The following is a 21,060-nucleotide window of genomic DNA, read 5'->3' on the forward strand; positions in this document are numbered from 1 at the left end:
TGCATGGTCGGGTGCGGGTGCGATCTGGCTGGTCGCGCAGTTCCCCGCGCCCCTGAAGGGGCGCACTGCGGCGCCCCTTCTTTGCTTTCAGGGGCGCTGCGAACTGTGCGAGCAACCCCCGCTCACCGGCACCCGACCACGCACCCTCAACGGCTCACAGCGACGCTATGACCCGGTCCGCCAGGATGTACACGTTCTCCTCGCCGCACGCGAACGTCAGCGTGTAGGCGCCGGAGATCCCGGACCCGCCCAGCAGGTACGGCGTCTCGCCCGCGCTCAGCGCCGCGGCCAGCCGTTCCGCCGTCTCCCGGTGCCCCGGCGTCATGCACAGCGTCGTGCCGTCGGCGAAGACATAGACGTCCAGCGTCCCCAGCGGCCCGGGGCGCACGTCGGAGAGCTCGACCTGGGACTCGGCCAGCTGCTCCAGCGTCGCGACCGTGCGCTCATGGTCGTTCACCACCGGCGACTGCACGGGCACGAAATCCGGGTGGGACGGGTGCCGGCGGCGGGCCGCGGCCAGTTCCGGCGACTCGGTGGCGGCGCCCCCGGCGAAGTCGTCGGCCTCCGTCCCCTGCTCGGCGACCGGCTCCAGACCCACGAAGTCGCTGTGCCGGGGCAGGAACGGCTCACCGTCCGCCAGGCCCAGCAGCGAAGGCGCGTCGGAGGCGTCACGCACCTCCTGCGCGGCCCAGAAGGCCCGCGCCTCGGCCAGCTCCCGCTCCCGCTCCTCGGCCAGCGCCTCGGCCACGGCGGCCCGTATCTGCTCGGCGTCCGCATGGCTGCGGGCGGCCGGCAGCAGCGCGCGCATCGCGGCGGCCTGGTTCTGGGCAAGCTGGGTGTGCAGCTCGGCGACCTGACGGCGCAGCTTCAGAACACTGCGCAGGACAGCGACGCCCACGGCGCCCGTGGCGGCCGTGGTGAGCAGCAAGGCGATCGGCATGGCGCTCACTGACGTACTCCCGGTTCAAAGTCGACCCCCGACTTCCTACATCAGCTTGAAGGGCGGACTATCAAGCTGTCAGTGCGTAACGTCACGAAAGGGACAGGACTTTGACCCTCGGGTTTACTGGGGCGACCCAGCTGACCTGCGGCGATATACCCGCAGAGGGAGATAGGTCACATCCTGGGGGAGATTGGATCACAAATCGGCCCGGTGTTCGGAGTTTTCTCGAACACCGGGCCGTGGCGTCACGGTGGGTCCCGTGACGGTCACTCAGGGATCACGCAGGGGTTCACTCGGGGTTCACCCGGAGGGCCCGCGGTGGCTCAGCTCAGGCGCTCGATGACCATCGCCATACCCTGGCCGCCGCCGACGCACATCGTCTCCAGGCCGAACTGCTTGTCGTGGAACTGGAGGGAGTTGATGAGCGTGCCGGTGATCCGGGCGCCGGTCATACCGAAGGGGTGGCCGACGGCGATGGCGCCGCCGTTCACGTTCAGCTTCTCCAGCGGGATGTTCAGGTCGCGGTAGGAGGGGATCACCTGGGCGGCGAACGCCTCGTTGATCTCGAACAGGTCGATGTCGTCGACGGTCAGGCCGGCGCGGCGCAGGGCCTGCTGCGAGGCCTCCACCGGGCCGAGGCCCATGATCTCCGGGGAGAGGCCGGTGACGCCGGTCGAGACGATCCGGGCGAGCGGGGTCAGGCCGAGCTCGCGGGCCTTGGTGTCGGACATGATGATCACGGCGGCGGCGCCGTCGTTCAGCGGGCAGCAGTTGCCGGCCGTGACCAGGCCGTCGGGGCGGAAGACCGGCTTCAGGCCGGCCACGCCCTCCATGGTGACGCCGGCGCGCGGGCCGTCGTCCTTGCTGACGACCGTGCCGTCGGGGAGGGTCACCGGGGTGATCTCGCGCTCCCAGAAGCCGTTCTTGATGGCTTCCTCGGCGAGGTTCTGGGAGCGGACGCCGAACTCGTCCATGTCCTGGCGGGTGACGCCCTTGACGCGGGCCAGGTTCTCGGCGGTCTGGCCCATCGCGATGTACGGGTCGGGGACCAGGCCGTCCTCGCGCGGGTCGTGCCAGGTGGAGCCGGTGGACTCGGCGGTGGCGGCGGTACGGGCCTGGGCCTCGGCGAAGATCGGGTTGGTGGTGTCCGGGAGGCCGTCGGAGCTGCCCTTGACGAACCGGGAGACCGTCTCGACACCGGCAGAGATGAACACGTCGCCCTCGCCGGCCTTGATGGCGTGCAGCGCCATGCGGCTGGTCTGGAGGGACGAGGAACAGTAACGGGTGATCGTGCAGCCGGGGAGGTGGTCCATGCCCATCTGCACGGCGACGATCCGGCCGAGGTTGTAGCCCTGCTCGCCGCCGGGGAGGCCGCAGCCGAGCATCAGGTCGTCGATGTCCCTGGGGTCCAGCTCGGGGACCTTGGCGAGGGCGGCCTGGATGATCGTCGCGGTGAGGTCGTCGGGGCGCAGGTCCTTCAGGGAGCCCTTGACGGCACGGCCGATCGGGGAACGGGCGGTCGAGACGATGACGGCTTCGGGCATCTCACGGCTCCAGTGACGCGGGGGATTGGCAGGGCTGCTTGGGAAGTTACCCGCACGTATGTCATCGGTCACCGGTGCTGGGGTGTGACACTTGCCGCACTTTCTAAGCGCTTGCTTTTTCGTGCCGGCGTGCCGGTCTTCGTCCGCGGCGCCGCCGTGGCCGTTCGCGCAGTTCCCCGCGCCCCTTGCGGGGCGCTTCATGCGGAGGCTCGTGACAGATCCCCGCGCTCCCCACGCTCAACTCGCCGTCGGACTGTCCTAGTCGGTTCTGGCGGCCCTCGACCTCGCCTCCTCGGAATCCGGGTCGGTCGGGAGGGTGGGCGGCTCGTCGACCTGGTGGCGCCGACGGCGTTTCAGCAGGGCCCACGGTCCCCGCGGCCCCGTCGGCATCGCCGCCGTGACCTCCGTGCCGGGCTCCGCCGCGGCCTCCGCCGCCGCACGGGCGACCGGGAGGAAACCCTCGCGGCGGGTGACGTCGGGGCGCTCCTCCTCCGCCGGCCACAGGCCGAGGGCCGCGCAGACCGTGGGGAGCACCGCCATCGCCGCCGTGGCGTAGCCCTCCGCCGAGGGGTGGTAGTTGTCGGGGCCGAAGAGCTCGCGGGGGTTCGCGGCGAACTCGGGGCCCAGCAGGTCGCCCAGCGACACCGTGCGGCCGCCCTGCTCCACCGTGCCGATCGTCTGGGCCGCCGCCAGCTGGCGCGACGCCCGCCGGGCCAGCCAGCGCAACGGCTGTCGTACCGGCTCGATCGTGCCCAGGTCGGGACAGGTGCCGACCACCACCTCCGCGCCCGCGGTCCGCAGCCGTCGTACCGCCGCCGAGAGATGACGCACCGAGCGGGTCGGCGGCATGCGGCGGGTGACGTCGTTGGCGCCGATCATGATCACGCAGACGTCGGGGGCCAGCGAGGCCGAGCCCAGGACCAGCGCCACCTGGCGGTCCAGGTCGTCGGACTGGGCGCCGGGCAGGGCCACGTTGGTGAACTCGACCGGGCGTTCGGCCACTGCCGCGAGGCCCGACGCCAGCAGCGCGCCCGGCGTCTGCGCGGCCCGGTGCACACCCTGCCCCGCCGCCGTGGAGTCGCCGAGCATCGTCAGGCGCAGCGGGGGCTCACCGGTGCCGTACGCGTCGCCGTAGCGGCCGTCCGCCGCCGGTACCCGGCCGCCGCTGGTGCCGTTGCCCACCCGGGTCCTGGCCATCCGGACCTCGGCCAGCACCAGGCCCACCGCGGCCGCGCCGACCAGCCCGATCCCGCCTCCGCCGTACGCCGCCCCGGCCGCGATCCGCCGGGCCACCCGTGCCCTAGACATGCTCGACATACGTAGCCGCCACCTCCTCGTTGCCCGTACATCCACTCCTTGCCCCGTACCGGCCGTCCGCCAATCTCAACGGTGAGTGAACCTGTGGAGCGGGCCTTAGGCTGGCGGCACCACCAGGACCACTTCTTTTGAAAGCAACCGGAGACAACGGTGCGATTCCACGACTCGATGATCAGCCTCGTCGGCAACACCCCGCTGCTGAGGCTCAACAGCGTCACCCAGGGCATCCAGGCCACCGTGCTCGCCAAGGTCGAGTACTTCAACCCGGGCGGTTCCGTGAAGGACCGCATCGCCCTGCGGATGATCGAGGCCGCCGAGAAGAGCGGGGAGCTCCAGCCCGGCGGCACCATCGTCGAGCCGACCAGCGGAAACACCGGGGTGGGGCTGGCGATCGTGGCCCAGCAGAAGGGGTACAAGTGCATCTTCGTGTGCCCCGACAAGGTCAGCACCGACAAGATCAACGTGCTGCGGGCGTACGGCGCCGAGGTGGTCGTCTGCCCCACCGCCGTCGACCCCGAGCACCCTGACTCGTACTACAACGTCTCCGACCGGCTCGTCCGGGAGACCCCCGGCGCCTGGAAGCCGGACCAGTACTCCAACCCGAACAACCCCCTTTCGCACTATCACTCGACCGGCCCCGAGCTGTGGGAGCAGACGGAGGGGAAGATCACCCATTTCGTGGCGGGCGTGGGCACCGGCGGCACCATCTCCGGCACCGGCCGCTACCTGAAGGACGCCAGCGACGGGCGGGTCCAGGTGATCGGCGCGGACCCGGAGGGCTCCGTGTACTCCGGCGGGTCCGGGCGGCCGTACCTCGTCGAGGGCGTCGGTGAGGACTTCTGGCCGACCGCCTACGACCGGACCGTCGCCGACGAGATCGTCGCGGTGTCCGACAAGGACTCCTTCCAGATGACCCGGCGGCTGGCCAAGGAGGAGGGCCTCCTGGTCGGCGGCTCCTGCGGCATGGCGGTCGTGGCCGCGCTGCGGGTGGCCGAGCGGCTCGGCCCGGACGACGTCGTCGTCGTCCTGCTGCCGGACAGCGGTCGCGGCTACCTCAGCAAGATCTTCAACGACGAGTGGATGGCCGACTACGGCTTCCTGGAGGACGAGGGCCCCAGCGCCCGCGTCGCCGACGTGCTGAGCGACAAGGCCGGCGGCTCCATCCCCTCCCTCGTCCACATGCACCCGGAGGAGACCGTCGGGGAGGCCATCGAGGTGCTGCGCGAGTATGGCGTCTCGCAGATGCCGGTCGTCAAGCCGGGCGCCGGGCACCCGGACGTGATGGCCGCCGAGGTCGTCGGCTCGGTCGTCGAACGCGAGCTGCTCGACGCGCTGTTCAGCAAGCGGGCCTCCCTGCAGGACCCGCTGGAGAAGCACATGAGCGCGCCGCTCCCGCAGGTCGGCTCCGGTGAGCCGGTCGGCGACCTGATGTCGGTGCTGGGCGCGGCGGACGCGGCGATCGTCCTCGTCGAGGGCAAGCCCAAGGGCGTCGTCAGCCGGCAGGACCTGCTGGCGTTTCTCGCCAAGGGCGGCAAGCACTAGCGAACGTCCGGTGAACCGGCCGTGACACCGGGGAACTTGCTGCCCTCTGTCCAAGCGGTGGACTTCGCGGAAGTGGTACGAGCGTGTCACGTCCACGCAGCACACGCTTAACACGGGTCCGGCACATTAGTGGGTGTCGGCAGGGCGGGAGCGGCTCCCCGCCTCGGCCGACACCGAACGTCCAAGGACCTCCGGAGCGGCTCCCGGACCTCCATGGACGCTTGGACGTGAGACCCGGCCCTGACCCGGTCCATGTCCCTCGCGGGGACCGCCGTCGTCCCGCCCCCCGGTAACGGGGGTGCGGCGGTCCCCGCGCATTACTTTTTCCCGGCGCGTCCCGGCGCGTCCCGGCTCAGCCGGTCGTCGCCCAGCTCCCCAGCAGCGCAAGCCGCTCCGCCGTCTCCGAACCCGGTTCCGGGGTGTACGCGACGAGGGTCTGGTCCGGGTCCGTCGGAACCGTGAGGGTCTCGTAGGGGAGGGTGAGTAGTCCGGCCACCGGGTGCTGGATGCGCTTCACGCCGTACGCGCACTCCTTGACCTCGTGGTCCGCCCACAGTCGCCGGAAGTCCGCGCTCTTCAGGGACAGTTCGCCGATCAGCGCGGCCATGCGGGGGTCGTCGGGGTGGCGGCCCGCGGCGATGCGCAGGTTCGCGACGGTCTGGGCCGCGACGGCGGCCCAGTCGGGGTAGAAGTCCTCGGCCGCCGGGTCCAGGAAGACCTGGCGCGGCATGTTGCGCTCGGCCGGAGCCAGCGCGCTGAAGCCATTCACCGCGTCGCCGAGGGCGTTCCAGGCGAGCACGTCCATCCGGCGGCCCAGCACGAAAGCGGCCGTCCGGTCCATGCCGTCGAGCAGCAGCTGCACACCGGGGCGCACGCGCGGGCCGGCCGGGCGCGCGGTGCCCGTGCGGAGGGGGCGGGCCACCGTCCGCAGGTAGGCGTGTTCGGTCTCGTCCAGACGCAGGACGCGGGCGATCGCGTCCAGCACCGCGTCGGAAACTCCCCCCGACTTCGTCCGGGACGGCCCCCCAGGCCCTCTGCCCTGTTCCAGCCGGATGTAGTAGTCGACGCTCACACCCGCCAGCTGTGCCACTTCCTCGCGGCGCAGGCCCGGCACCCGGCGCCGTCCGTGCGAGGGCAGCCCCACCTCCTCGGGCCGGATCCGGGCGCGGCGCGAGCGCAGAAAGTCTCCGAGGTCCCCGTCCATGGGTTCGATCGTAGGGGAGCGGTGGTCTTCCAGCCTGGTTCTGCCAGACCCAGGAAAAACGCATCCCTGGGTAGGGCGCCCGGACCCGGCGAGGGTGGAGACACGCCACCGGGACCGGCCCGGCGGCACTTGCCCAGGGAGTACCTCATGTCGTACGACAACCTGTCCGGCCGTACCGCCGTCGTCACCGGAGCCGCCAGCGGGATCGGGGCGGCCGTCGCCCTGCGGCTCGCCGAGTCGGGCGCCCGGGTGGCCCTGCTGGCCCGGCGCGCGGACCGGCTGGAGACGGTCGTGGCGAAGATCCGGGCGAACGGCGGTCAGGCCCTCGCCGTCACCGCGGACGTCACCGACGACGCGTCCGTACAGGCGGCGGCGGACGCCGTGCACGAGGCCTTCGGGACCGTCGACCTCGTCGTCAACAACGCCGGTGTGATGCTGCCCCACCCGATCGACGACGGCCGGCTCGACGAGTGGCAGCGCATGATCGACACCAATGTGACCGGTGTGCTGCGGGTGCTGCGGGCCTTCACCGGGGACCTGGTGGAAGCCGCGGCGCAGGGCCGTACCGCCGATCTCGTCAACGTGTCGTCCATCGGCGCGCACGCCGTCTTCCCCACCTACGCGGTGTACGGCGCCACCAAGGCCGCCGTCACCCACCTCTCGCAGCTGCTGCGCACCGAGTTCGGGCCGCGTGACGTGCGGGTCACCAATGTCGAGCCGGGGTTGACGGAGACCGAACTGGCCGACCACATCGGGTCGGCCGAACTGCGGGAGCAACTGGGCGGCATGCTCGAGGGAATGGGCTCGCTGGCCGCCGAGGACGTCGCCGACCTGGTGGGCTATGTGACGAGCCGGCCCCGCCACGTCAACCTGCGCCAGGTCATGGTGCTGCCGACCCGGCAGGTGTGATCTGCGGGGTCGCGGGTCAGTCGCGGTCGGAGCGGTGGAACATGCCCGGGTTGACGCGGACCGCCTGGGCCATGTTCACGCCGACGATGCCGAGCCAGGTGGCGATCAGGCCGGTCGTGCCGCCGAACGTGCCGCCGAGCGCCGACAGCGGGACCGCCAGCACCAGCGAGACGATCGCGAAACCGAACCGCTCTCCCCAGGAGTCGGTGCCCTTGCCGCGCCGCGTGCTCCGGGCCGCCTGGAGCTGCTGCTCGGCCAGGGTCCTGCGCAGCCGGCGCTCCACGGCGCCGTCGATGCGCTGGTCGATCTTCTCCATGAAGGAGTCGGCCAGCTCCGACTCGTACTCGGGCCCCAGTTCCCTGCGGGCGTGCAGGGTGGCGTCGAGTTCCTTCTTCAGGTCGGTGTCATGCGCGTCCGTCATGGAGCCCACGGTAGGGAGCCGGGACGCCCGCCGCACTGGGGTAAGCCCCCGCAATTCTCCGGGGGCCCGCCCTCAGGGCAGCAGCGACACCAGCCCGCTGTCCAGGTCGAACCGGGCCGCCACCACCGATGCCCCGCCGAAAGCGGGGTCCGCCCGGATCGCGTCCCGCACCCAGGCGGTGTGCGCCCGCATGGTGTGCTCGGCCCAGTCGCCGGGCAGCGCCCTGGTGCGGCGGGCGGCCGGGGAGATCTCCTCGACGAGCAGTTCCAGGTGGCCGGGGACGGGCGCGCCGGTGCGCAGCCGGCCGAGGGTGGCGGCGACGGCCCCGCAGCGCTCGTGGCCGAGCACCACGACCAGCGGGACGCGCAGTTCCTCCACGCCGTACTGGATCGAGCCGAGCACGGCCTCGTCCAGCACCTGACCGGCCGTCCTTATGCACAGCAGGTCGCCGAGCCCCTGGTCGAAGACCAGTTCGGGGACGACCCGGGAGTCGACGCAGCCGAGGACGACGGCGAACGGGTGCTGCCCGCCGGCCGGCAGCCGGTGGTGGCCGGCGATGTCGTGCGGGTGGCGCGGCCGGCCGGCCGCGTACCGCCGGTTGCCGGCGAGGAGTTCGTCCAGTGCGGCGCCGGCGGTGGCGGGCGCCGGGGAGTGCGGTCGGCCGGTGCCGGTCGTCGCCGGGGTGGGGGCGACGGTCAGGGCGCCGACGGCGGTCGCGGTGGCGGTGGCGGTCAGAAAGGCCCTGCGGTTCGAGGCCATGACGCTTCCTCAGAGTTCACAGAGTTCCGGTGCGGTGCTGTTGACACCTCCTCACCGTAAGCACACGCGCGGTCACTCCGCGTGCCTGTTTGCGGACATTTGGTACTTCCGTCGTCAGGTCATCGATCTTGCGATACGGCTTCGTGATCAGGTCAGCCCGTGCTGCTCGGCGTAGGCGTCCGCCACGTCCTCCGGGTCCTTCTTGTCGTTGTCCACCTGGCTGTTGAGCTGGGTGAGCTGTTCGGTGGTGAGGAGGTTGCCGAGCCGGGCGAGGGCCTTGCGGACCGTGGAGTCGGCCTTGCGGTCGGCGATCAGCGGGACGATGTGCTGGCTGGGGATCAGGTTCTTCGGGTCGGTCAGCACCACCCAGTCGTTGGCGACGATGTCGGTGTCGGTGGTGAAGAGGTTCGCCACGTCCACGTCGCCCTTCTTCAGGGCGCCCTTGACCAGCGGTCCGTCCGAGTCCAGCGACTTGAACTCCTTGAACTGGACGCCGTACACGTCCTGCAGTCCGACCGCGCCCACCCGCCGCTTCTTCACCTCGGGCGCCGCGCCGATGACCAGCCTGCCGTTCTGCTTGGCCAGGTCGGCCAGCGAGGTCAGGCCGTACTTCTGCGCGGTCGCCCGGGTGACGACGAAGCAGTCGGAGTCGGCCGCCTGCCCGTAGGGGAGCACCTGGAGGCCGCTGGGCAGGGCGATGGCCAGCGCGTTCTGCATGGTGCCCGGGTCCGCCGAGGTGTCCTTCGGGGCCAGGTAGTTGAGAAGGGCGCCCTGGTACTCGGGCAGCAGGTCGATGTCGCCGGCCTTGAGCGCGGGGATCACGATCTCCCGGGTGCCGAGGTTGGGGCGGACCTTCACCTTCACGCCGGCGGCCTTGAGGGCGGCCGCGTAGAGGTAGCCGAGCACCTGGTTCTCGGTGAAGTTGGCGGTGCCGATGGTGATCCCGCTCTTGCTGGAGCCGCCGCCGGCGGCCGAACCGCTGCTCTCGTTCAGGGAGGTGATACCGCTGGAGCAGGCGGAGAGGGCGGGGACGGAGGCCGCCGCGAGGAGGCCGCCGAGGAGCGTACGTCGGTTCATCGAGGGTCCCTAGGCAGTGCGGTGGCGGAAGAGGAAGCGCTGGAGGCTGCTGAGGAGCAGGTCGAGGGCGATGGCGACGACGGCGACCAGGACCGCGCCGCCGAGCACCTGGACGAGGTCGCGCTGGGCGAGTCCGTCGAAGACGTAGCGGCCGAGGCCGCCGAAGGAGACGTAGGCGGCGATGGTCGCCGTGGCCACGACCTGGATGAGCGCGAGGCGCAGGCCCGTCATGATCAGCGGAAGTGCCAGCGGCAGCTCGACGTGGAAGAGGACCTGGTGGCCGCGCATGCCCTGGCCGCGGGCGGCATCGCGGACGTCCGGGTCGACGGCCGTCATCCCGGCGTAGGTGTTGGTGACGATCGCCGGTACGGCGAGGGCGACCAGCGCCACGTACACCGGCAGCATCGACAGGCCGCCGGCCAGGAAGACCAGGACGACCAGGCCGACGGTGGGCAGCGCGCGGCCGAAGGACGCCAGGTTGATGGCGACGAACGCGCCCTTGCCGGTGTGACCGATCAGCAGGCCGACCGGGAGGCCGATCGCGGCCGCGATCAGGGTCGCGAGGAGCGAGTACTGGAGGTGCTCGGCGAGCCGATGGCCGATGCCGTCCGGGCCGGCCCACTGGGAGCCGCTGGTCAGCCAGGTGCCTAGGTTCTTGAACAGCTCGAACATCTCAGGCTCGCCTCCTTCGCCACGGGGTGAGGACGTACTGGAGGGCCACCAGCAGGGCGTCGGCGACCACCGCGAGCAGGATCGTGAGCACCACGCCCGCGATCACCGGGGTCGGGAAGTCGCGCTGGAAGCCGTCGGTGAAGAGCTGGCCGAGGCCGCCGTCGCCGATGTAGGTGGCGACGCTCACCAGCGAGATGGACATGACCGTGGCGATCCGGACGCCCGCCATGATCACCGGGAGGGCCAGCGGGAACTCGACCGTGAGGAGGGTCCGCAGCGGGCGGGTGCCCATCGCCTTGGCCGCCTCCTTGGTCTTCGCGGGGACCGAGTCCAGGCCCTCGACGGTGTTCCGCAACAGCACGACCAGCGTGTAGACGGTGAGGCCGATGACCGTGGTGGTGCGGGTCAGGCCGCTGACCGGCAGCAGCAGGACGAAGATCGCGATCGAGGGGATCGTGAAGAGCACGTTGGACATGCCGAGCAGGAAGCCGCGCAGCGGGCGGACCCGGTGGGCGAGGACCGCGAGCGGGAGCGAGATCAGCAGGCCGAGGAGGACCGCGGTCATCGCCGCCTGGAGATGGGAGAACGTGAGGCTGGTGAGGTCGTCGGTGTGGTCGCCTATCCACGACCAGTCGATGGTCATGCCGCCACCACCCGGGCCTCGGTGTGCGCCTGGCCGGCGTGCGCGTGGATGTCGTCGCGGGACGAGACGCCGGTGAGGACGCCGTCCGCGTCGACCCTGGCCACGAGCCCGGTGGGGGAGGCGATCGACTCGTCGAGCGCCGCCAGCAGGGAGTCGCCGTCCTTGAGGGGGCGCAGCGGGAGTTCGGCGTCCTCGGACCGCCAGTGCAGGGGCTTGCCCGCCGGATCGAGCGCGAGGGTCCAGTCGCCCTGGGGCGCCGGACCCTGCGGGACGTCGGCGAGGGTCTTGAGGGACAGCAGCTTCAGTCCCCTTTCCGCGCCCAGGAAGTCGGCGACGAAGTCGTCAGCAGGGCGGGCCAGCAGCTCGGCGGGCGGCGCGCACTGGACGAGATGGCCGCCGGTGCGGAAGACGGCGATCCGGTCGCCGAGCCGGACCGCCTCGTCGATGTCGTGCGTGACGAAGACGATGGTCTTGTTCAACTCCTTCTGGAGCCGGAGCAGTTCGTCCTGCAGCTGGGCGCGGACCACCGGGTCGACCGCGCCGAACGGCTCGTCCATCAGCAGCACCGGCGGGTCGGCGGCGAGGGCGCGGGCGACGCCGACGCGCTGCTGCTGGCCGCCGGAGAGCTGGTGCGGGTACCGCTTGCCGGAGTCGGCGGCGAGGCCCACGGTCTGAAGGAGTTCGGCGGCGCGGGCGCGGGCCTTCTTCCGGTTCCAGCCGAGCAGCAGCGGCACGGTGGCGATGTTGTCGAGCACCGTGCGGTGCGGGAAGAGCCCGGCCTGCTGGATGACGTACCCGATGGAGCGGCGCAGTTCGGCCGCGTCCTGTTCGAGGATGTCCCTGCCGCCGACCCGGATGGTGCCGGAGGTCGGGTCGACCATCCGGTTGATCATCCGCAGGGTGGTGGTCTTGCCGCAGCCGGAGGAGCCGACCAGGACGGTCACCCCGCCCTCCGGCATCTCCAGGGCGAGATCGTGGACTGCTGTCGTGCCGTTGGGGAAGCGCTTGTGGACCGCGTCGAACTGGATCATGAGATGTCCCTTGCCCGGCTGTATAACGTCATGCAGAGTTCTTCGTAGATGAATAGCTTGTCAACGGTCTGGCGTTAATCCGAGGTAACGGATGACCGAAACGCAAGATCGGGTGTCCGGATTGAGGGGAGTTTGGGCGTGTTGTCGTCTCGCATCGTGGACGCACCCGGAACAGAACATTCCGGCCTGGTGATCCTCGACGGCATCGGAATGGGCGTCGAGGATGTCGTACGACTCGCCGACGGCGCCGCCCGGCCGGTGCCCGGCACGGACGGGATGCGCCGTGCGGAGGAGTCCTGGAACGCCGCCCGGCAGATCGCCGCGACCGGCCGCGTCTACGGCCGTTCGACCGGCGTCGGCGCCAACCGGAACGAGGACGTGCCCACCGAGGCCGCCGCCGGACACGGACTGCGGCTGCTGCGCAGCCACGCCGGGGCGATCGGCGAGGAACTGCCCGCCCGGCAGGTGCGCGCGATGCTCGCGGTGCGGGCCAACCAGCTGCTGGCGGGCGGCGCGGGACTGCGGCCGAGCGTCGTCACCGCCCTGTGCGAGGCGCTGGAGGCGGGGGCCTACCCGGTCGTCAACGAGTTCGGCTCGGTCGGTACCGGGGACATCGCCGCGCTGGCCCAGGTGGGGCTGGCGCTGGCCGGGGAACACCCCTGGCGGGGCGAGCGGGCCCCGGCTCCCCAGCCGCTGGACAACAACGACGCCCTCGCCCTGATCAGCAGCAACGCCCTCACCCTCGGCCAGTCGGCGCTCGCCCTGCACGAGTTGCGCGGGCTGATCGAGGCCACCCAGGTGGTGGCGGCCCTCTCGCTGCTCGCCGTCGACGGCTCGCACGAGGCCTACGCGGCCCCGGTGCACGCGGCGCGCCCGCACCGGGGCAGTGTCGAAGTCGCCCGCCGGATGCGGGAGTTGATCGGCGCCGCCGACCGGCCCACCCCGCCGCTGGGCCGTATCCAGGACCCCTACGGCTTCCGCTGCCTGCCCCAGATCCACGGCCCGGCCCATGACGCCGCCGATGCCCTGGAACAGGTCCTCGCGATCGAGATCAACGCGGCCGCCGAGAACCCCCTCATCTCGTCCGAGGACCTCGCGGCCTACCACCACGGCGGCTTCTACCAGGCCCAACTCGCCCTCGCGCTCGACCACTTCCGGCTCGCCGTCACCCAGGTCGCGCGCCTGTCCACCTCCCGGCTCTCCTCCCTCAACGAGCCCGCCTTCACCCGCCTGCGCCCCTTCCTCGCCGACCCGGAGCCCGCCTCCTCCGGCGTGATGATCCTGGAGTACGCCGCCGGCGCCGCCCTCGGCGATCTGCGCGCCTTCTCCGCGCCCGCCTCCCTCGGGCACGCTGTACTCTCCCGAGGCGTCGAGGAGCAGGCCAGTTTCGCCTCGCTCGCCGCCCGTCAAACGCTGCGCGCCTGTCGTGCGTACCGTCTGGTGGTCGGCTGCGAACTCGTCGCCGCCGTACGGGCGCTGCGCCAGCGCGAGCTCCGGCCCGAACCCGGGCTGGGGGTGGGGCTGGCGCTGGAGCTCGCCGAGGCGGTCCTTGAGGCGGACCCGGCCGACCGGCCGCTCACGGACGACGTCACGGCGGCGGCCGGGCTGCTCGACCGGTTCACGGACATCTGGAGGGGGAGCACGTCATGAACGTGACCGACAGCCCTGCGACACGGTTGCAGGCGCTCTTCGAGGGGCACCGGCTCACGCCGACCCAGCGGCGCATCGCGCACAGCATGGTGCGGCGCGCCGCCGACGTGCCCTTCCTGTCCAGCGTGGAGCTGGCCGAACTGGCCGGGGTCAGCCAGCCGTCCGTGACCCGGTTCGCGGTCGCCCTGGGCTTCGACGGCTACCCGGCGCTGCGCAAGCACCTGCGCGAGGTGGTGCCCGCCGAACAGGCGGCGGGCAACGGGTCGTACAACGAGTACCAGCAGGCCGTCGAGGCCGAGATCGAGAACCTGCGGCACCTCGCCGAGGTGCTCGCCGACCCGCGCCCGGTGCAGCAGGCCGGCCGGATGCTGGCCGCGTCCCGGCCGCTGCCGGTCCTCGGGCTGCGCGCCGCCGCCTCGCAGGCCTACGGCTTCGCCTACTTCGCCGCCAAGGTGCACCCGGACGTCCGGCTGCTCAACGAGGGCGGCACGATGATCCACGACCGAATCGACGCCGCCGTCCGGGCGGGCGCGACGGCGCTGCTGTGCTTCGCGCTGCCCCGGCATCCGCGCGAGGTCGTGGACACCCTCGGCTATGCGAAGACGGCCGGGCTGACCGTCGTGACCGTCGCCGACTCCGCCTTCGCGCCCGTGGCCAAGGTTTCCGACCTGCTGCTGCCGGCCGCCGTCGGCACCGGGCTCGCCTTCGACACGGCGTGCGCGCCGATGCTGCTGGGCCGGGTGCTCCTGGAGGCCATGGCCGACGACCTGCCGGACGCGCAGGCCCGCCTGGAGGAGTTCGACGCGCGGGCGGCGACCCGGGGGTTGTTCGTCGAATAGCCCGCCTGGTCGGACAGGCGGCTTGTCGAGCGACCGGTTCGTCGCGCGGGCGGCTTGTGGAGCGGGCGGCTCGTCGAACGACCGGGTCGTCGACCGGACGGCTTTAAGACTCGTCTCACGTTGACTGGCTAGCGTCCCGCCCTACGGACTGACTGGGCCGATACGGGCGAGGAGGCTGCGGACATGGCGCGTGCGGTACGAGGGACACGGGGCGGGCAGGGTTTGGCCCGGGTGGCCGTGGTCGTACGGGCCGGGGCCGCCCCGCTGTGGTGGTTCGGGGTGTTCGCGGCCGGGATCGGCGTGCTGCCCGAGGGGATCACCGGACGCCGGATCGGCGTCATCGCCGGGGCCGCGCTGTTCATCGTCGGCGCCGCCGTCGTGGCGCTCACCCGCCGCAAGCGGTACACCGCACTGCTGCGCGGAGCCGCCCGGGCCGGCAAGCACGACGTACTCCAGGACCGGGCGGTGACCGTGCGGAACTGGCGCCGCGGGCACCGCTGGTGGCTGCTGCTGGCCTGGGCCGTCGCGCTCGGCAGCGCCTTCGCGGTGCCGGCCGCCGGCGGCATGCTGCTCGCCGGGACCGGCACCGGGCTGCGGCTGAAGGCGGCCTGGCTGGGCCGCCGGGAGCGGGCCGAGGAGCAACTGGTGTGGCTGCGCGTCGACTGGCTCGACGGGCGCGGCGGACGCCCGGCCGGCAAGGCCGTCAAGGCGTACCGCGGTACCGGCATCGCGGCGGGCGACGCGGCCCCGGGCGGGGCCCGCCGCCGCACCGCGGCGCTGGTGTGACTCCGGGACCGGGGGTCAGACCTCCAGGTCCTCCTCGATCTTCCTCAGCTGGTGCCGGGCCATCGCCAGGTTGGACCGGGAGATGTCCAGCACCAGGTAGAGGAAGAGGCCGTTGCCGCCCCGGCCCTTGAGCAGCCGGATCAGGTGGTACTGGGAGGAGAGGGTGATCAGGATGTCCTCGATCTCGCCCTTGAGCCCCAGGTGCTCCATGGTGCGCATCTTGGCCCGGATCACGTCCGTGTTGCCGGCGGCGGCCACGTTGAGGTCGAAGGTCTTGCTGCCGCCCATCGTGCCCAGCGCCATGCCGGTGGTGTAGTCGACGAGCGCGACGCCGGTGGCACCCTCGATGGAGGTGAGGGCCTCTTTCAGCGCGGTTTCGGTGTTCGCCATGACTCTCTGTTTCCTTTCAACTCAACTGTCGGTTGCTGCGGTGCGCGCGTCGGTAGTGGTGCTGGTACGTGGCGTGCGCGTGGTTCTGGTCCGTGTGGCTGCTGTGCTGCGGGCGGGGCGCAGGGCCTTGGCGGCGGCCTCGGCGGTGTCGACCAGCTCGCCGATCCGGGCGGCGGCCCGGCGGCCCTCCAGGTGGAGCCGGCCGACGTTCACCCGGTCCTCGGCGAGCAGGGTGAGCACGGCGCTGCGGCCGGCCGCGTAGGTGGCGACATAGCCGTCCTCGCCGCGTACCAGCAGCTCCCTGAGCTCGCCCTTGCCGGTGGCGTCGGAGACCCGCACGGCGACGCCGAGTTCGGCCGCGGTGAGGGCGGCGAGGCCCTCCGGGTCTACGCCCGGGCAGTCGTGCGCGACGACCAGGCCGTCGACGCCGGCCGCGAGGGCGCCGGTGAGCTGGGGCATCCGGGTGCGTAACCGGCGCAGTTCGTCGAGGACGGCCTCTCTGCCGGAGCTGCCGGGTTCTGCCGCCATCAGCTGTCTCCTCTCGGCGGGGCGGTGCCGTTCAAAGGGCCTCCAGCGCATCCCTGAGCCTCTTCAGCAGCGCGATGTCGGGGTCGGTGACCGGGGGGAGCCGGGGCGGTGCGGCCGTGCTGCTCCTCGGGGCGAGGAGCCCGGCCGCCGCCAGCCGCCGTATGTCCACCAGCGTGTGGAAGGCCGGCCGGCCCAGCTCCCGCGCGATCTCCTGGGCCGTGCGGACGCCGTCCACCCGGCCCAGGACCGCCCGCTGGCGCTGGGTGACCGGCGGTGCCGCGACCGGATCGGCACGGATCAGCGGGGCGCCGTCCGTCGACGGGTCGGGCCAGATCCGGTACAGCAGCTCGCGGCGGCGCACGGTCTCCCGCTCCAGAGCGGCGACGGGGACCGCCGGGAACGGGCCGACGGCGGCCGGGGTGCCGTACCGGAACCGGCCCGGGGTGCTGCTCGGCGCGAGCGCGAAGAACCCGGCGTCGTACAGCGCGCCGAGGCGGCACAGTTCCAGGGCCCCCTTCGGCAGCAGACCGGCGTCGAGCAGCCGGTGCACCGCGGCGGGTATGTCGTCGGTCCAGGGCCAGACCGCCGCGTCGAGCGTGCCGTGGGCCGTGAGGAGCACGTCGAGGCCAGGGGCGAGCGGGCTCTCGGCGTGCACCACGCGGCCCTCGGCCAGGTGCAGGGTGCCGTGCTCGCGGACCAGGACACCGGTGGCCCGCTCCTCGGCGAGACGTATCAGCATCGGTGAGAGCGCGCCGGCCGCCCCGTCGTACGGGGCAGCCCGGTCCCGGACCGGCAGCGGCGGAGGTATGTCGACCACGGTCATCCCAGCACCAGCCGCTCGGCCATCTCGCCGAGCCGGATCCGGGCGAGGGCGAGATTGCCGTCCTCGCGGGCCAGCCACAGATGCAGGAACACCGTGGCGTCGAAGGACGTGACCACGAACCGCAGCAGGTGGTAGCTGTCCCGGTTGCTGACGATCAGGTCCTCCACCGGAGGGTTCACCTCGGTGTCGTCCTCCGTGCTGAACGCCCCGTGCTCGGCGGCCAGCCGGGCCAGTTCGGCGGCCTCCGCGGCGGTGGTCTCGTGGTCACCGCCGGGCGCCTCCCCGACCGTGCCCAGGGCCAGTCCGCTCGTCCAGTCGACCAACGCGGCCCCCCGGGCACCGGGCAGTCGCATCGCTTCCAGTAAGCACTCGTCGATTCCGGGCACCGTGGCTCCCCTCCCACCGCCTGGCTCTCCGGTTGAGTGACGCAGACACTACGCAACGTGTGCGACGGGAGGGATGCGTTTGGCATTTTCCAGTGGAACATGCTTACGGCAGGCTAGTGTTGGTCAACTGAGCTGCTTTTCGCACCAGTTGATCCCTCTGTCCCGGGTCTCTCAACGGCTTCCGGTTGCGTGCAGGGTGGTGAGCGCGTCAGCGTGCGCCCCTCCGGAATCGGCCACGATCTCCGCGACCGTCTGCGGCCGCCGTACGACGGCGAACGCCACGCCTCCGGAGCCGTTCGGAGCGAAGCCGTAAACCCCGGGCCGGACAAGGGAGTTGTAGGAGTAGTGGCTGCCGAAGTAGTACGCGCCGGTGTCCAGCGCGGCCGCGTAGTCCCCCTGCTCCAGCGCCGGCAGCGCGCGCCCCTCGGCGAGCAGATCGCCCGAGAAGCAGGCCGGCCCCGCCACGTCCTGCACCACCGGCGGCCCCTCCTTGGGCCGCCCCTTGCCGTCGTACCCGGCGATCCTGAGCGGCCACGTCCCCGGCACGTACACCGTCCGGGCCGCCACCTGTACGCCCGCGTGCGTCACCGCGATCCGCCGTCCGCCGGAGCTCTTGGCGTACTCCACCCGGGCCACCACCGTGCCGTGCCGGGCCAGCAGCGACCGCCCGAACTCCGTCACCAGCCCGTACCGCCCGTCGAACAGCCCCGGCACCGCCTCCGCGAGCAGCCGCGCGTACTGCGCGTACGTCGGCTCCGTGGCCTCCGACGCGAGGTTGACCGGCAGTCCGCCGCCGATGTCGAGGGTGTCGATCTGCCGCCGCCCGATCCGCGCGTTGATCTCCTCGGCCAGCGCGTAGGTCTCCGCCACGCCCCGCGCCAGCAGCGACAGCGAGATCCCCTGCGAACCGATGTGCGCGTGCAGCCGCGTCAGCCACGGCCGCTCGGCGAACGCCCGCGCGACCCACTCGCGCGCCCCCTCGTCCCGCAGCCCCACCCCGAACTTCGAGGTCGCCGTGGCGGTGGAGGTGGCGCCGATGCTCCCGGCCCCGATCTGCGGGTTCACCCGGATCCCGAGGGGTGAGCGGGGGAGGTCGCCGGCGGGTGCGCCGCCGGTCACCAGGGCGTCGATCCTGGTCAGCTCCTGCGGGTTGTCCGCGTTCACGGCGACGCCCAGCGCCAGCGCCTCGCGCAGTTCCGCCTCGGTCTTGGCGGGCGCGTCGAACACCGTCCGCTCCACCGGTACCCCGGCCGCCCGCGCCAGGGCCAGCTCGCCCGCGCTCGCCACCTCGGCGCCGATGCCCTCCCCGGCCAGCAGCCGCACCACCGGCACCAGCGGGTTCGCCTTCACCGCGAAGGCGTGCAGTGTCGGGGTGCCGGGCGCCGCGACCGCCTCGAACGCCCGGCGCAGCGCCGCCGCCGAGGCGCGGATGCCGGTCACGTCCAGCAGGCCTACGATCGGCGCGTCCGGCCCCAGCAGTCCCTGCTCCACCGCCGCCCGCACGGCGTCGTCCCGCCGCACCACCCGCTCACTGTCGTCCACGCAGACTTCCCTGCCCGCTTCGCTGCCCGTCCTGCCGTCCGCCACGTCGTCCCCCGACATGTCGTCGTCCGCACCGTTAAGGCCCATAAGTCCAGCCAAACATCCAGAACGCGGTCGCGCGGGCGGACCGATGTATTGACTAGTTCTATTCAGCGGGCCAGGATGTGAATAACCGAATAACCGCAGGAACACTTCACTGGCCGTCATTCGCTAGGAGGCAGCCCATGTCAGGACCCCGCCCCGTACGAGCCCCGCGCGGTACGGAACTGAGCGCCCTGGGATGGCAGCAGGAAGCCGCCCTGCGGATGCTGCAGAACAACCTCGACCCCGAGGTCGCCGAGCACCCCGACAAGCTCGTCGTCTACGGCGGCACCGGCAAGGCCGCCCGCGACTGGCGCTCCTTCGACGCCATGGTCCGCACCCTGCGCACCCTCAAGCAGGACGAGACCATGCTGGTCCAGTCCGGCCGCCCGGTCGGCGTCATGCAGACCCACGAGTGGGCCCCGCGTGTCCTCATCGCCAACTCCAACCTGGTCGGCGACTGGGCCAACTGGGAGGAGTTCCGCCGCCTGGAGGCGCTCGGCCTGACCATGTACGGCCAGATGACCGCAGGATCCTGGATCTACATCGGCACCCAGGGCATCCTCCAGGGCACCTACGAGACCTTCGCCGCCGTCGCCGCGAAGAAGTTCAACGGCACCCTCGCCGGGACCATCACCCTCACCGCCGGCCTCGGCGGCATGGGCGGCGCCCAGCCGCTCGCCGTCACCATGAACGACGGCGTCGCGATCTGCATCGACGTCGACCCGCGCGCCATCGAGCGCCGCATCGAGCACCGGTACCTGGACGTGAAGGCCGACTCGCTCGACCACGCGCTCCAGCTGGCCACCGAGGCCCGCGACGCCCGCCGCCCGCTCTCCGTCGGCGTCCTCGGCAACGCGGCCGAACTGGTCCCGCAGCTGCTCGCGATGAACGGGCCCATCGACATCGTCACCGACCAGACCTCGGCGCACGACCCGCTGGCCTACCTGCCGGTGGGCGTTGCCTTCGAGGACATGGCGGACGCGGCGGCCAAGGACCCGGCGGGCTTCACGACCCGCGCCCGGGAGTCGATGGCCAAGCACGTCGAGGCCATGGTCGGCTTCATGGACGCCGGTGCCGAGGTCTTCGACTACGGCAACTCCATCCGCGGCGAGGCGCAGCTGGCGGGCTACGAGCGGGCGTTCGCCTTCCCCGGCTTCGTCCCCGCCTACATCCGCCCCCTCTTCTCCGAGGGCAAGGGCCCCTTCCGGTGGGCGGCCCTGTCCGGGGAGGCCTCCGACATCGCCAAGACCGACAAGGCGATCCTCGACCTGTTCCCGGAGAACGAGTCCCTGCACCGCTGGATCAAGCTGGCCGGTGAGCGGGTCCACTTCCAGGGCCTGCCGGCGCGCATCTGCTGGCTCGGCTACGGCGAGCGGGACAAGGCCGGCGAGCGGTTCAACGACATGGTGGCGAGCGGCGAGCTGGCGGCTCCGCTGGCGATCGGCCGCGACCACCTCGACTGCGGCTCCGTCGCCTCGCCCTACCGCGAGACGGAGGCCATGCTGGACGGGTCCGACGCGATCGCCGACTGGCCGCTGCTGAACGCCATGGTGAACGTGGCGTCGGGCGCGTCCTGGGTCTCCATCCACCACGGCGGCGGGGTGGGGATGGGGCGGTCCATCCACGCGGGGCAGGTGACGGTGGCCGACGGTACGAAGCTCGCCGGCGAGAAGATCCGCCGGGTACTGACCAACGACCCCGGCATGGGTGTCATCCGGCACGTGGACGCCGGGTACGACATCGCGGAGTCGGTCGCCGACGAGCGGGGCGTGCGAGTGCCGATGCGTGAGGGCGACGACGCGTGAATCCTCATGAGGGTGGACGTGGCGGCAGCGCTCCGGTGGGGGCCGAAGCCTCGTCGCCGAGCGCGGGTGCGGCTGTGCCCACCCTCCCCCATTCTCAACTTCGTTCGAGCGGGGGGACCCCCATCGCCCTGCGGAACGACTGCCCACAGCCTGGAGCGGCAGGGC

21 protein-coding genes are annotated in these 21,060 nt (G+C 72.0%); 6 read left to right on the plus strand and 15 right to left on the minus strand.

The features are described from left to right. Positions 1-154: 154 nt before the first annotated feature. The 3 genes from ACZ4N4_RS40470 to ACZ4N4_RS40480 all read right to left on the minus strand — a co-directional run bounded on the left by ACZ4N4_RS40470 (position 155) and on the right by ACZ4N4_RS40480 (position 3,804). Complete coding sequence (locus ACZ4N4_RS40470; RefSeq protein WP_467598495.1) at positions 155-949, minus strand: hypothetical protein; 795 nt, start codon at positions 947-949, stop codon at positions 155-157. 317 nt (positions 950-1,266) lie between these two features. After that, positions 1,267-2,487, minus strand: coding sequence for an acetyl-CoA C-acetyltransferase (locus ACZ4N4_RS40475; RefSeq protein WP_453564690.1), 1,221 nt, complete (start codon positions 2,485-2,487; stop codon positions 1,267-1,269). 258 nt (positions 2,488-2,745) lie between these two features. Then, positions 2,746-3,804, minus strand: coding sequence for an SGNH/GDSL hydrolase family protein (locus ACZ4N4_RS40480; RefSeq protein ID WP_467598499.1), 1,059 nt, complete (start codon positions 3,802-3,804; stop codon positions 2,746-2,748). 150 nt (positions 3,805-3,954) lie between these two features. On the opposite strand from ACZ4N4_RS40480, the gene ACZ4N4_RS40485 reads away from it, so the two are divergent. Beyond that, positions 3,955-5,346, plus strand: coding sequence for a cystathionine beta-synthase (locus ACZ4N4_RS40485; RefSeq protein WP_450765611.1), 1,392 nt, complete (start codon positions 3,955-3,957; stop codon positions 5,344-5,346). Between the two features lie 352 nt (positions 5,347-5,698). Here the strand turns inward: ACZ4N4_RS40485 and ACZ4N4_RS40490 are convergent, their stop codons facing one another. Continuing rightward, entirely contained in the window at positions 5,699-6,550 is an 852-nt protein-coding gene (locus ACZ4N4_RS40490; RefSeq protein ID WP_467598502.1) for a helix-turn-helix transcriptional regulator, read from the minus strand. Positions 6,551-6,697: 147 nt separating this feature from the next. Here ACZ4N4_RS40490 and ACZ4N4_RS40495 point away from each other — a divergent pair, with 147 nt between their 5' ends. Then, on the plus strand, positions 6,698-7,459 hold the full coding sequence (locus ACZ4N4_RS40495) for an SDR family oxidoreductase (RefSeq protein ID WP_467598504.1): 762 nt from the start codon (positions 6,698-6,700) through the stop codon (positions 7,457-7,459). A 16-nt stretch (positions 7,460-7,475) separates the two neighbouring features. On the opposite strand, the gene ACZ4N4_RS40500 is transcribed toward ACZ4N4_RS40495, so the two are convergent. From ACZ4N4_RS40500 to ACZ4N4_RS40525, 6 genes are all read right to left on the minus strand, one after another. Continuing rightward, positions 7,476-7,880: a hypothetical protein gene (locus ACZ4N4_RS40500; RefSeq protein ID WP_467598507.1), complete on the minus strand. Its 405-nt coding sequence runs from the start codon at positions 7,878-7,880 to the stop codon at positions 7,476-7,478. A 72-nt stretch (positions 7,881-7,952) separates the two neighbouring features. Beyond that, a complete protein-coding gene (locus tag ACZ4N4_RS40505) occupies positions 7,953-8,639 on the minus strand; it encodes a carbonic anhydrase (RefSeq protein WP_467598510.1) in 687 nt (228 codons plus the stop codon). Between the two features lie 147 nt (positions 8,640-8,786). After that, entirely contained in the window at positions 8,787-9,716 is a 930-nt protein-coding gene (locus tag ACZ4N4_RS40510) for an ABC transporter substrate-binding protein (protein WP_467598513.1), read from the minus strand. Between the two features lie 9 nt (positions 9,717-9,725). After that, a complete protein-coding gene (locus tag ACZ4N4_RS40515) occupies positions 9,726-10,388 on the minus strand; it encodes an ABC transporter permease (RefSeq protein ID WP_467598516.1) in 663 nt (220 codons plus the stop codon). 1 nt (position 10,389) lies between these two features. Beyond that, the gene (locus ACZ4N4_RS40520; RefSeq protein ID WP_467598519.1) at positions 10,390-11,031 is read right to left on the minus strand and encodes an ABC transporter permease; all 642 of its coding nucleotides are present in this window, start codon (positions 11,029-11,031) and stop codon (positions 10,390-10,392) included. After that, a complete protein-coding gene (locus ACZ4N4_RS40525) occupies positions 11,028-12,062 on the minus strand; it encodes an ABC transporter ATP-binding protein (protein WP_467598522.1) in 1,035 nt (344 codons plus the stop codon). Before ACZ4N4_RS40525 ends, ACZ4N4_RS40520 begins: the two co-directional genes overlap by 4 nt. Positions 12,063-12,203: 141 nt before the next feature. Between ACZ4N4_RS40525 and ACZ4N4_RS40530 the strand changes: the two genes are divergently transcribed. The 3 genes from ACZ4N4_RS40530 (at position 12,204) to ACZ4N4_RS40540 (ending at position 15,337) form a co-directional block, all read left to right on the plus strand. Further along, positions 12,204-13,712, plus strand: coding sequence for an aromatic amino acid ammonia-lyase (locus tag ACZ4N4_RS40530; RefSeq protein ID WP_467598658.1), 1,509 nt, complete (start codon positions 12,204-12,206; stop codon positions 13,710-13,712). Continuing rightward, positions 13,709-14,551 (plus strand): MurR/RpiR family transcriptional regulator, encoded by an 843-nt coding sequence (locus ACZ4N4_RS40535; protein WP_453564670.1) that lies wholly within the window; start codon positions 13,709-13,711, stop codon positions 14,549-14,551. The genes ACZ4N4_RS40530 and ACZ4N4_RS40535 overlap by 4 nt, the downstream gene beginning before the upstream one ends. A gap of 183 nt (positions 14,552-14,734) precedes the next feature. Further along, the gene (locus tag ACZ4N4_RS40540) at positions 14,735-15,337 is read left to right on the plus strand and encodes a hypothetical protein (RefSeq protein WP_453564668.1); all 603 of its coding nucleotides are present in this window, start codon (positions 14,735-14,737) and stop codon (positions 15,335-15,337) included. Between the two features lie 15 nt (positions 15,338-15,352). Here the strand turns inward: ACZ4N4_RS40540 and ACZ4N4_RS40545 are convergent, their stop codons facing one another. The 5 genes from ACZ4N4_RS40545 to ACZ4N4_RS40565 all read right to left on the minus strand — a co-directional run bounded on the left by ACZ4N4_RS40545 (position 15,353) and on the right by ACZ4N4_RS40565 (position 19,093). Further along, positions 15,353-15,727 (minus strand): roadblock/LC7 domain-containing protein, encoded by a 375-nt coding sequence (locus ACZ4N4_RS40545; protein ID WP_360495092.1) that lies wholly within the window; start codon positions 15,725-15,727, stop codon positions 15,353-15,355. A 21-nt stretch (positions 15,728-15,748) separates the two neighbouring features. Continuing rightward, complete coding sequence (locus ACZ4N4_RS40550) at positions 15,749-16,255, minus strand: roadblock/LC7 domain-containing protein (protein WP_467598527.1); 507 nt, start codon at positions 16,253-16,255, stop codon at positions 15,749-15,751. 31 nt (positions 16,256-16,286) lie between these two features. Then, positions 16,287-17,078, minus strand: a complete 792-nt coding sequence (locus ACZ4N4_RS40555) for a transcriptional regulator (RefSeq protein WP_467598530.1) — start codon at positions 17,076-17,078, stop codon at positions 16,287-16,289. Further along, positions 17,075-17,464, minus strand: a complete 390-nt coding sequence (locus tag ACZ4N4_RS40560; RefSeq protein WP_360495101.1) for a hypothetical protein — start codon at positions 17,462-17,464, stop codon at positions 17,075-17,077. The genes ACZ4N4_RS40555 and ACZ4N4_RS40560 overlap by 4 nt, the downstream gene beginning before the upstream one ends. Positions 17,465-17,635: 171 nt before the next feature. After that, complete coding sequence (locus tag ACZ4N4_RS40565) at positions 17,636-19,093, minus strand: type III PLP-dependent enzyme domain-containing protein (protein ID WP_467598533.1); 1,458 nt, start codon at positions 19,091-19,093, stop codon at positions 17,636-17,638. Between the two features lie 137 nt (positions 19,094-19,230). On the opposite strand from ACZ4N4_RS40565, the gene hutU reads away from it, so the two are divergent. Further along, the gene (gene hutU / locus ACZ4N4_RS40570) at positions 19,231-20,895 is read left to right on the plus strand and encodes a urocanate hydratase (protein WP_467598536.1); all 1,665 of its coding nucleotides are present in this window, start codon (positions 19,231-19,233) and stop codon (positions 20,893-20,895) included. Positions 20,896-21,060 lie beyond the last annotated feature (165 nt).

It is taken from the genome of Streptomyces sp. NPDC026538 (assembly GCF_055567535.1).

Bases quoted from the DNA above. Each gene is read 5' to 3' on its own strand.
- ACZ4N4_RS40475 (WP_453564690.1), bottom strand. From the start codon at position 2,487: ATGCCCGAAGCCGTCATCGTCTCGACCGCCCGTTCCCCGATCGGCCGT.
- ACZ4N4_RS40480 (WP_467598499.1), bottom strand. From the start codon at position 3,804: ATGTCGAGCATGTCTAGGGCACGGGTGGCCCGGCGGATCGCGGCCGGG.
- ACZ4N4_RS40490 (WP_467598502.1), bottom strand. From the start codon at position 6,550: ATGGACGGGGACCTCGGAGACTTTCTGCGCTCGCGCCGCGCCCGGATC.
- ACZ4N4_RS40495 (WP_467598504.1), top strand. From the start codon at position 6,698: ATGTCGTACGACAACCTGTCCGGCCGTACCGCCGTCGTCACCGGAGCC.
- ACZ4N4_RS40500 (WP_467598507.1), bottom strand. From the start codon at position 7,880: ATGACGGACGCGCATGACACCGACCTGAAGAAGGAACTCGACGCCACC.
- ACZ4N4_RS40505 (WP_467598510.1), bottom strand. From the start codon at position 8,639: ATGGCCTCGAACCGCAGGGCCTTTCTGACCGCCACCGCCACCGCGACC.
- ACZ4N4_RS40510 (WP_467598513.1), bottom strand. From the start codon at position 9,716: ATGAACCGACGTACGCTCCTCGGCGGCCTCCTCGCGGCGGCCTCCGTC.
- ACZ4N4_RS40515 (WP_467598516.1), bottom strand. From the start codon at position 10,388: ATGTTCGAGCTGTTCAAGAACCTAGGCACCTGGCTGACCAGCGGCTCC.
- ACZ4N4_RS40520 (WP_467598519.1), bottom strand. From the start codon at position 11,031: ATGACCATCGACTGGTCGTGGATAGGCGACCACACCGACGACCTCACC.
- ACZ4N4_RS40525 (WP_467598522.1), bottom strand. From the start codon at position 12,062: ATGATCCAGTTCGACGCGGTCCACAAGCGCTTCCCCAACGGCACGACA.
- ACZ4N4_RS40535 (WP_453564670.1), top strand. From the start codon at position 13,709: ATGAACGTGACCGACAGCCCTGCGACACGGTTGCAGGCGCTCTTCGAG.
- ACZ4N4_RS40540 (WP_453564668.1), top strand. From the start codon at position 14,735: ATGGCGCGTGCGGTACGAGGGACACGGGGCGGGCAGGGTTTGGCCCGG.
- ACZ4N4_RS40545 (WP_360495092.1), bottom strand. From the start codon at position 15,727: ATGGCGAACACCGAAACCGCGCTGAAAGAGGCCCTCACCTCCATCGAG.
- ACZ4N4_RS40550 (WP_467598527.1), bottom strand. From the start codon at position 16,255: ATGGCGGCAGAACCCGGCAGCTCCGGCAGAGAGGCCGTCCTCGACGAA.
- ACZ4N4_RS40555 (WP_467598530.1), bottom strand. From the start codon at position 17,078: ATGACCGTGGTCGACATACCTCCGCCGCTGCCGGTCCGGGACCGGGCT.
- ACZ4N4_RS40565 (WP_467598533.1), bottom strand. From the start codon at position 19,093: ATGGGCCTTAACGGTGCGGACGACGACATGTCGGGGGACGACGTGGCG.
- hutU (WP_467598536.1), top strand. From the start codon at position 19,231: ATGTCAGGACCCCGCCCCGTACGAGCCCCGCGCGGTACGGAACTGAGC.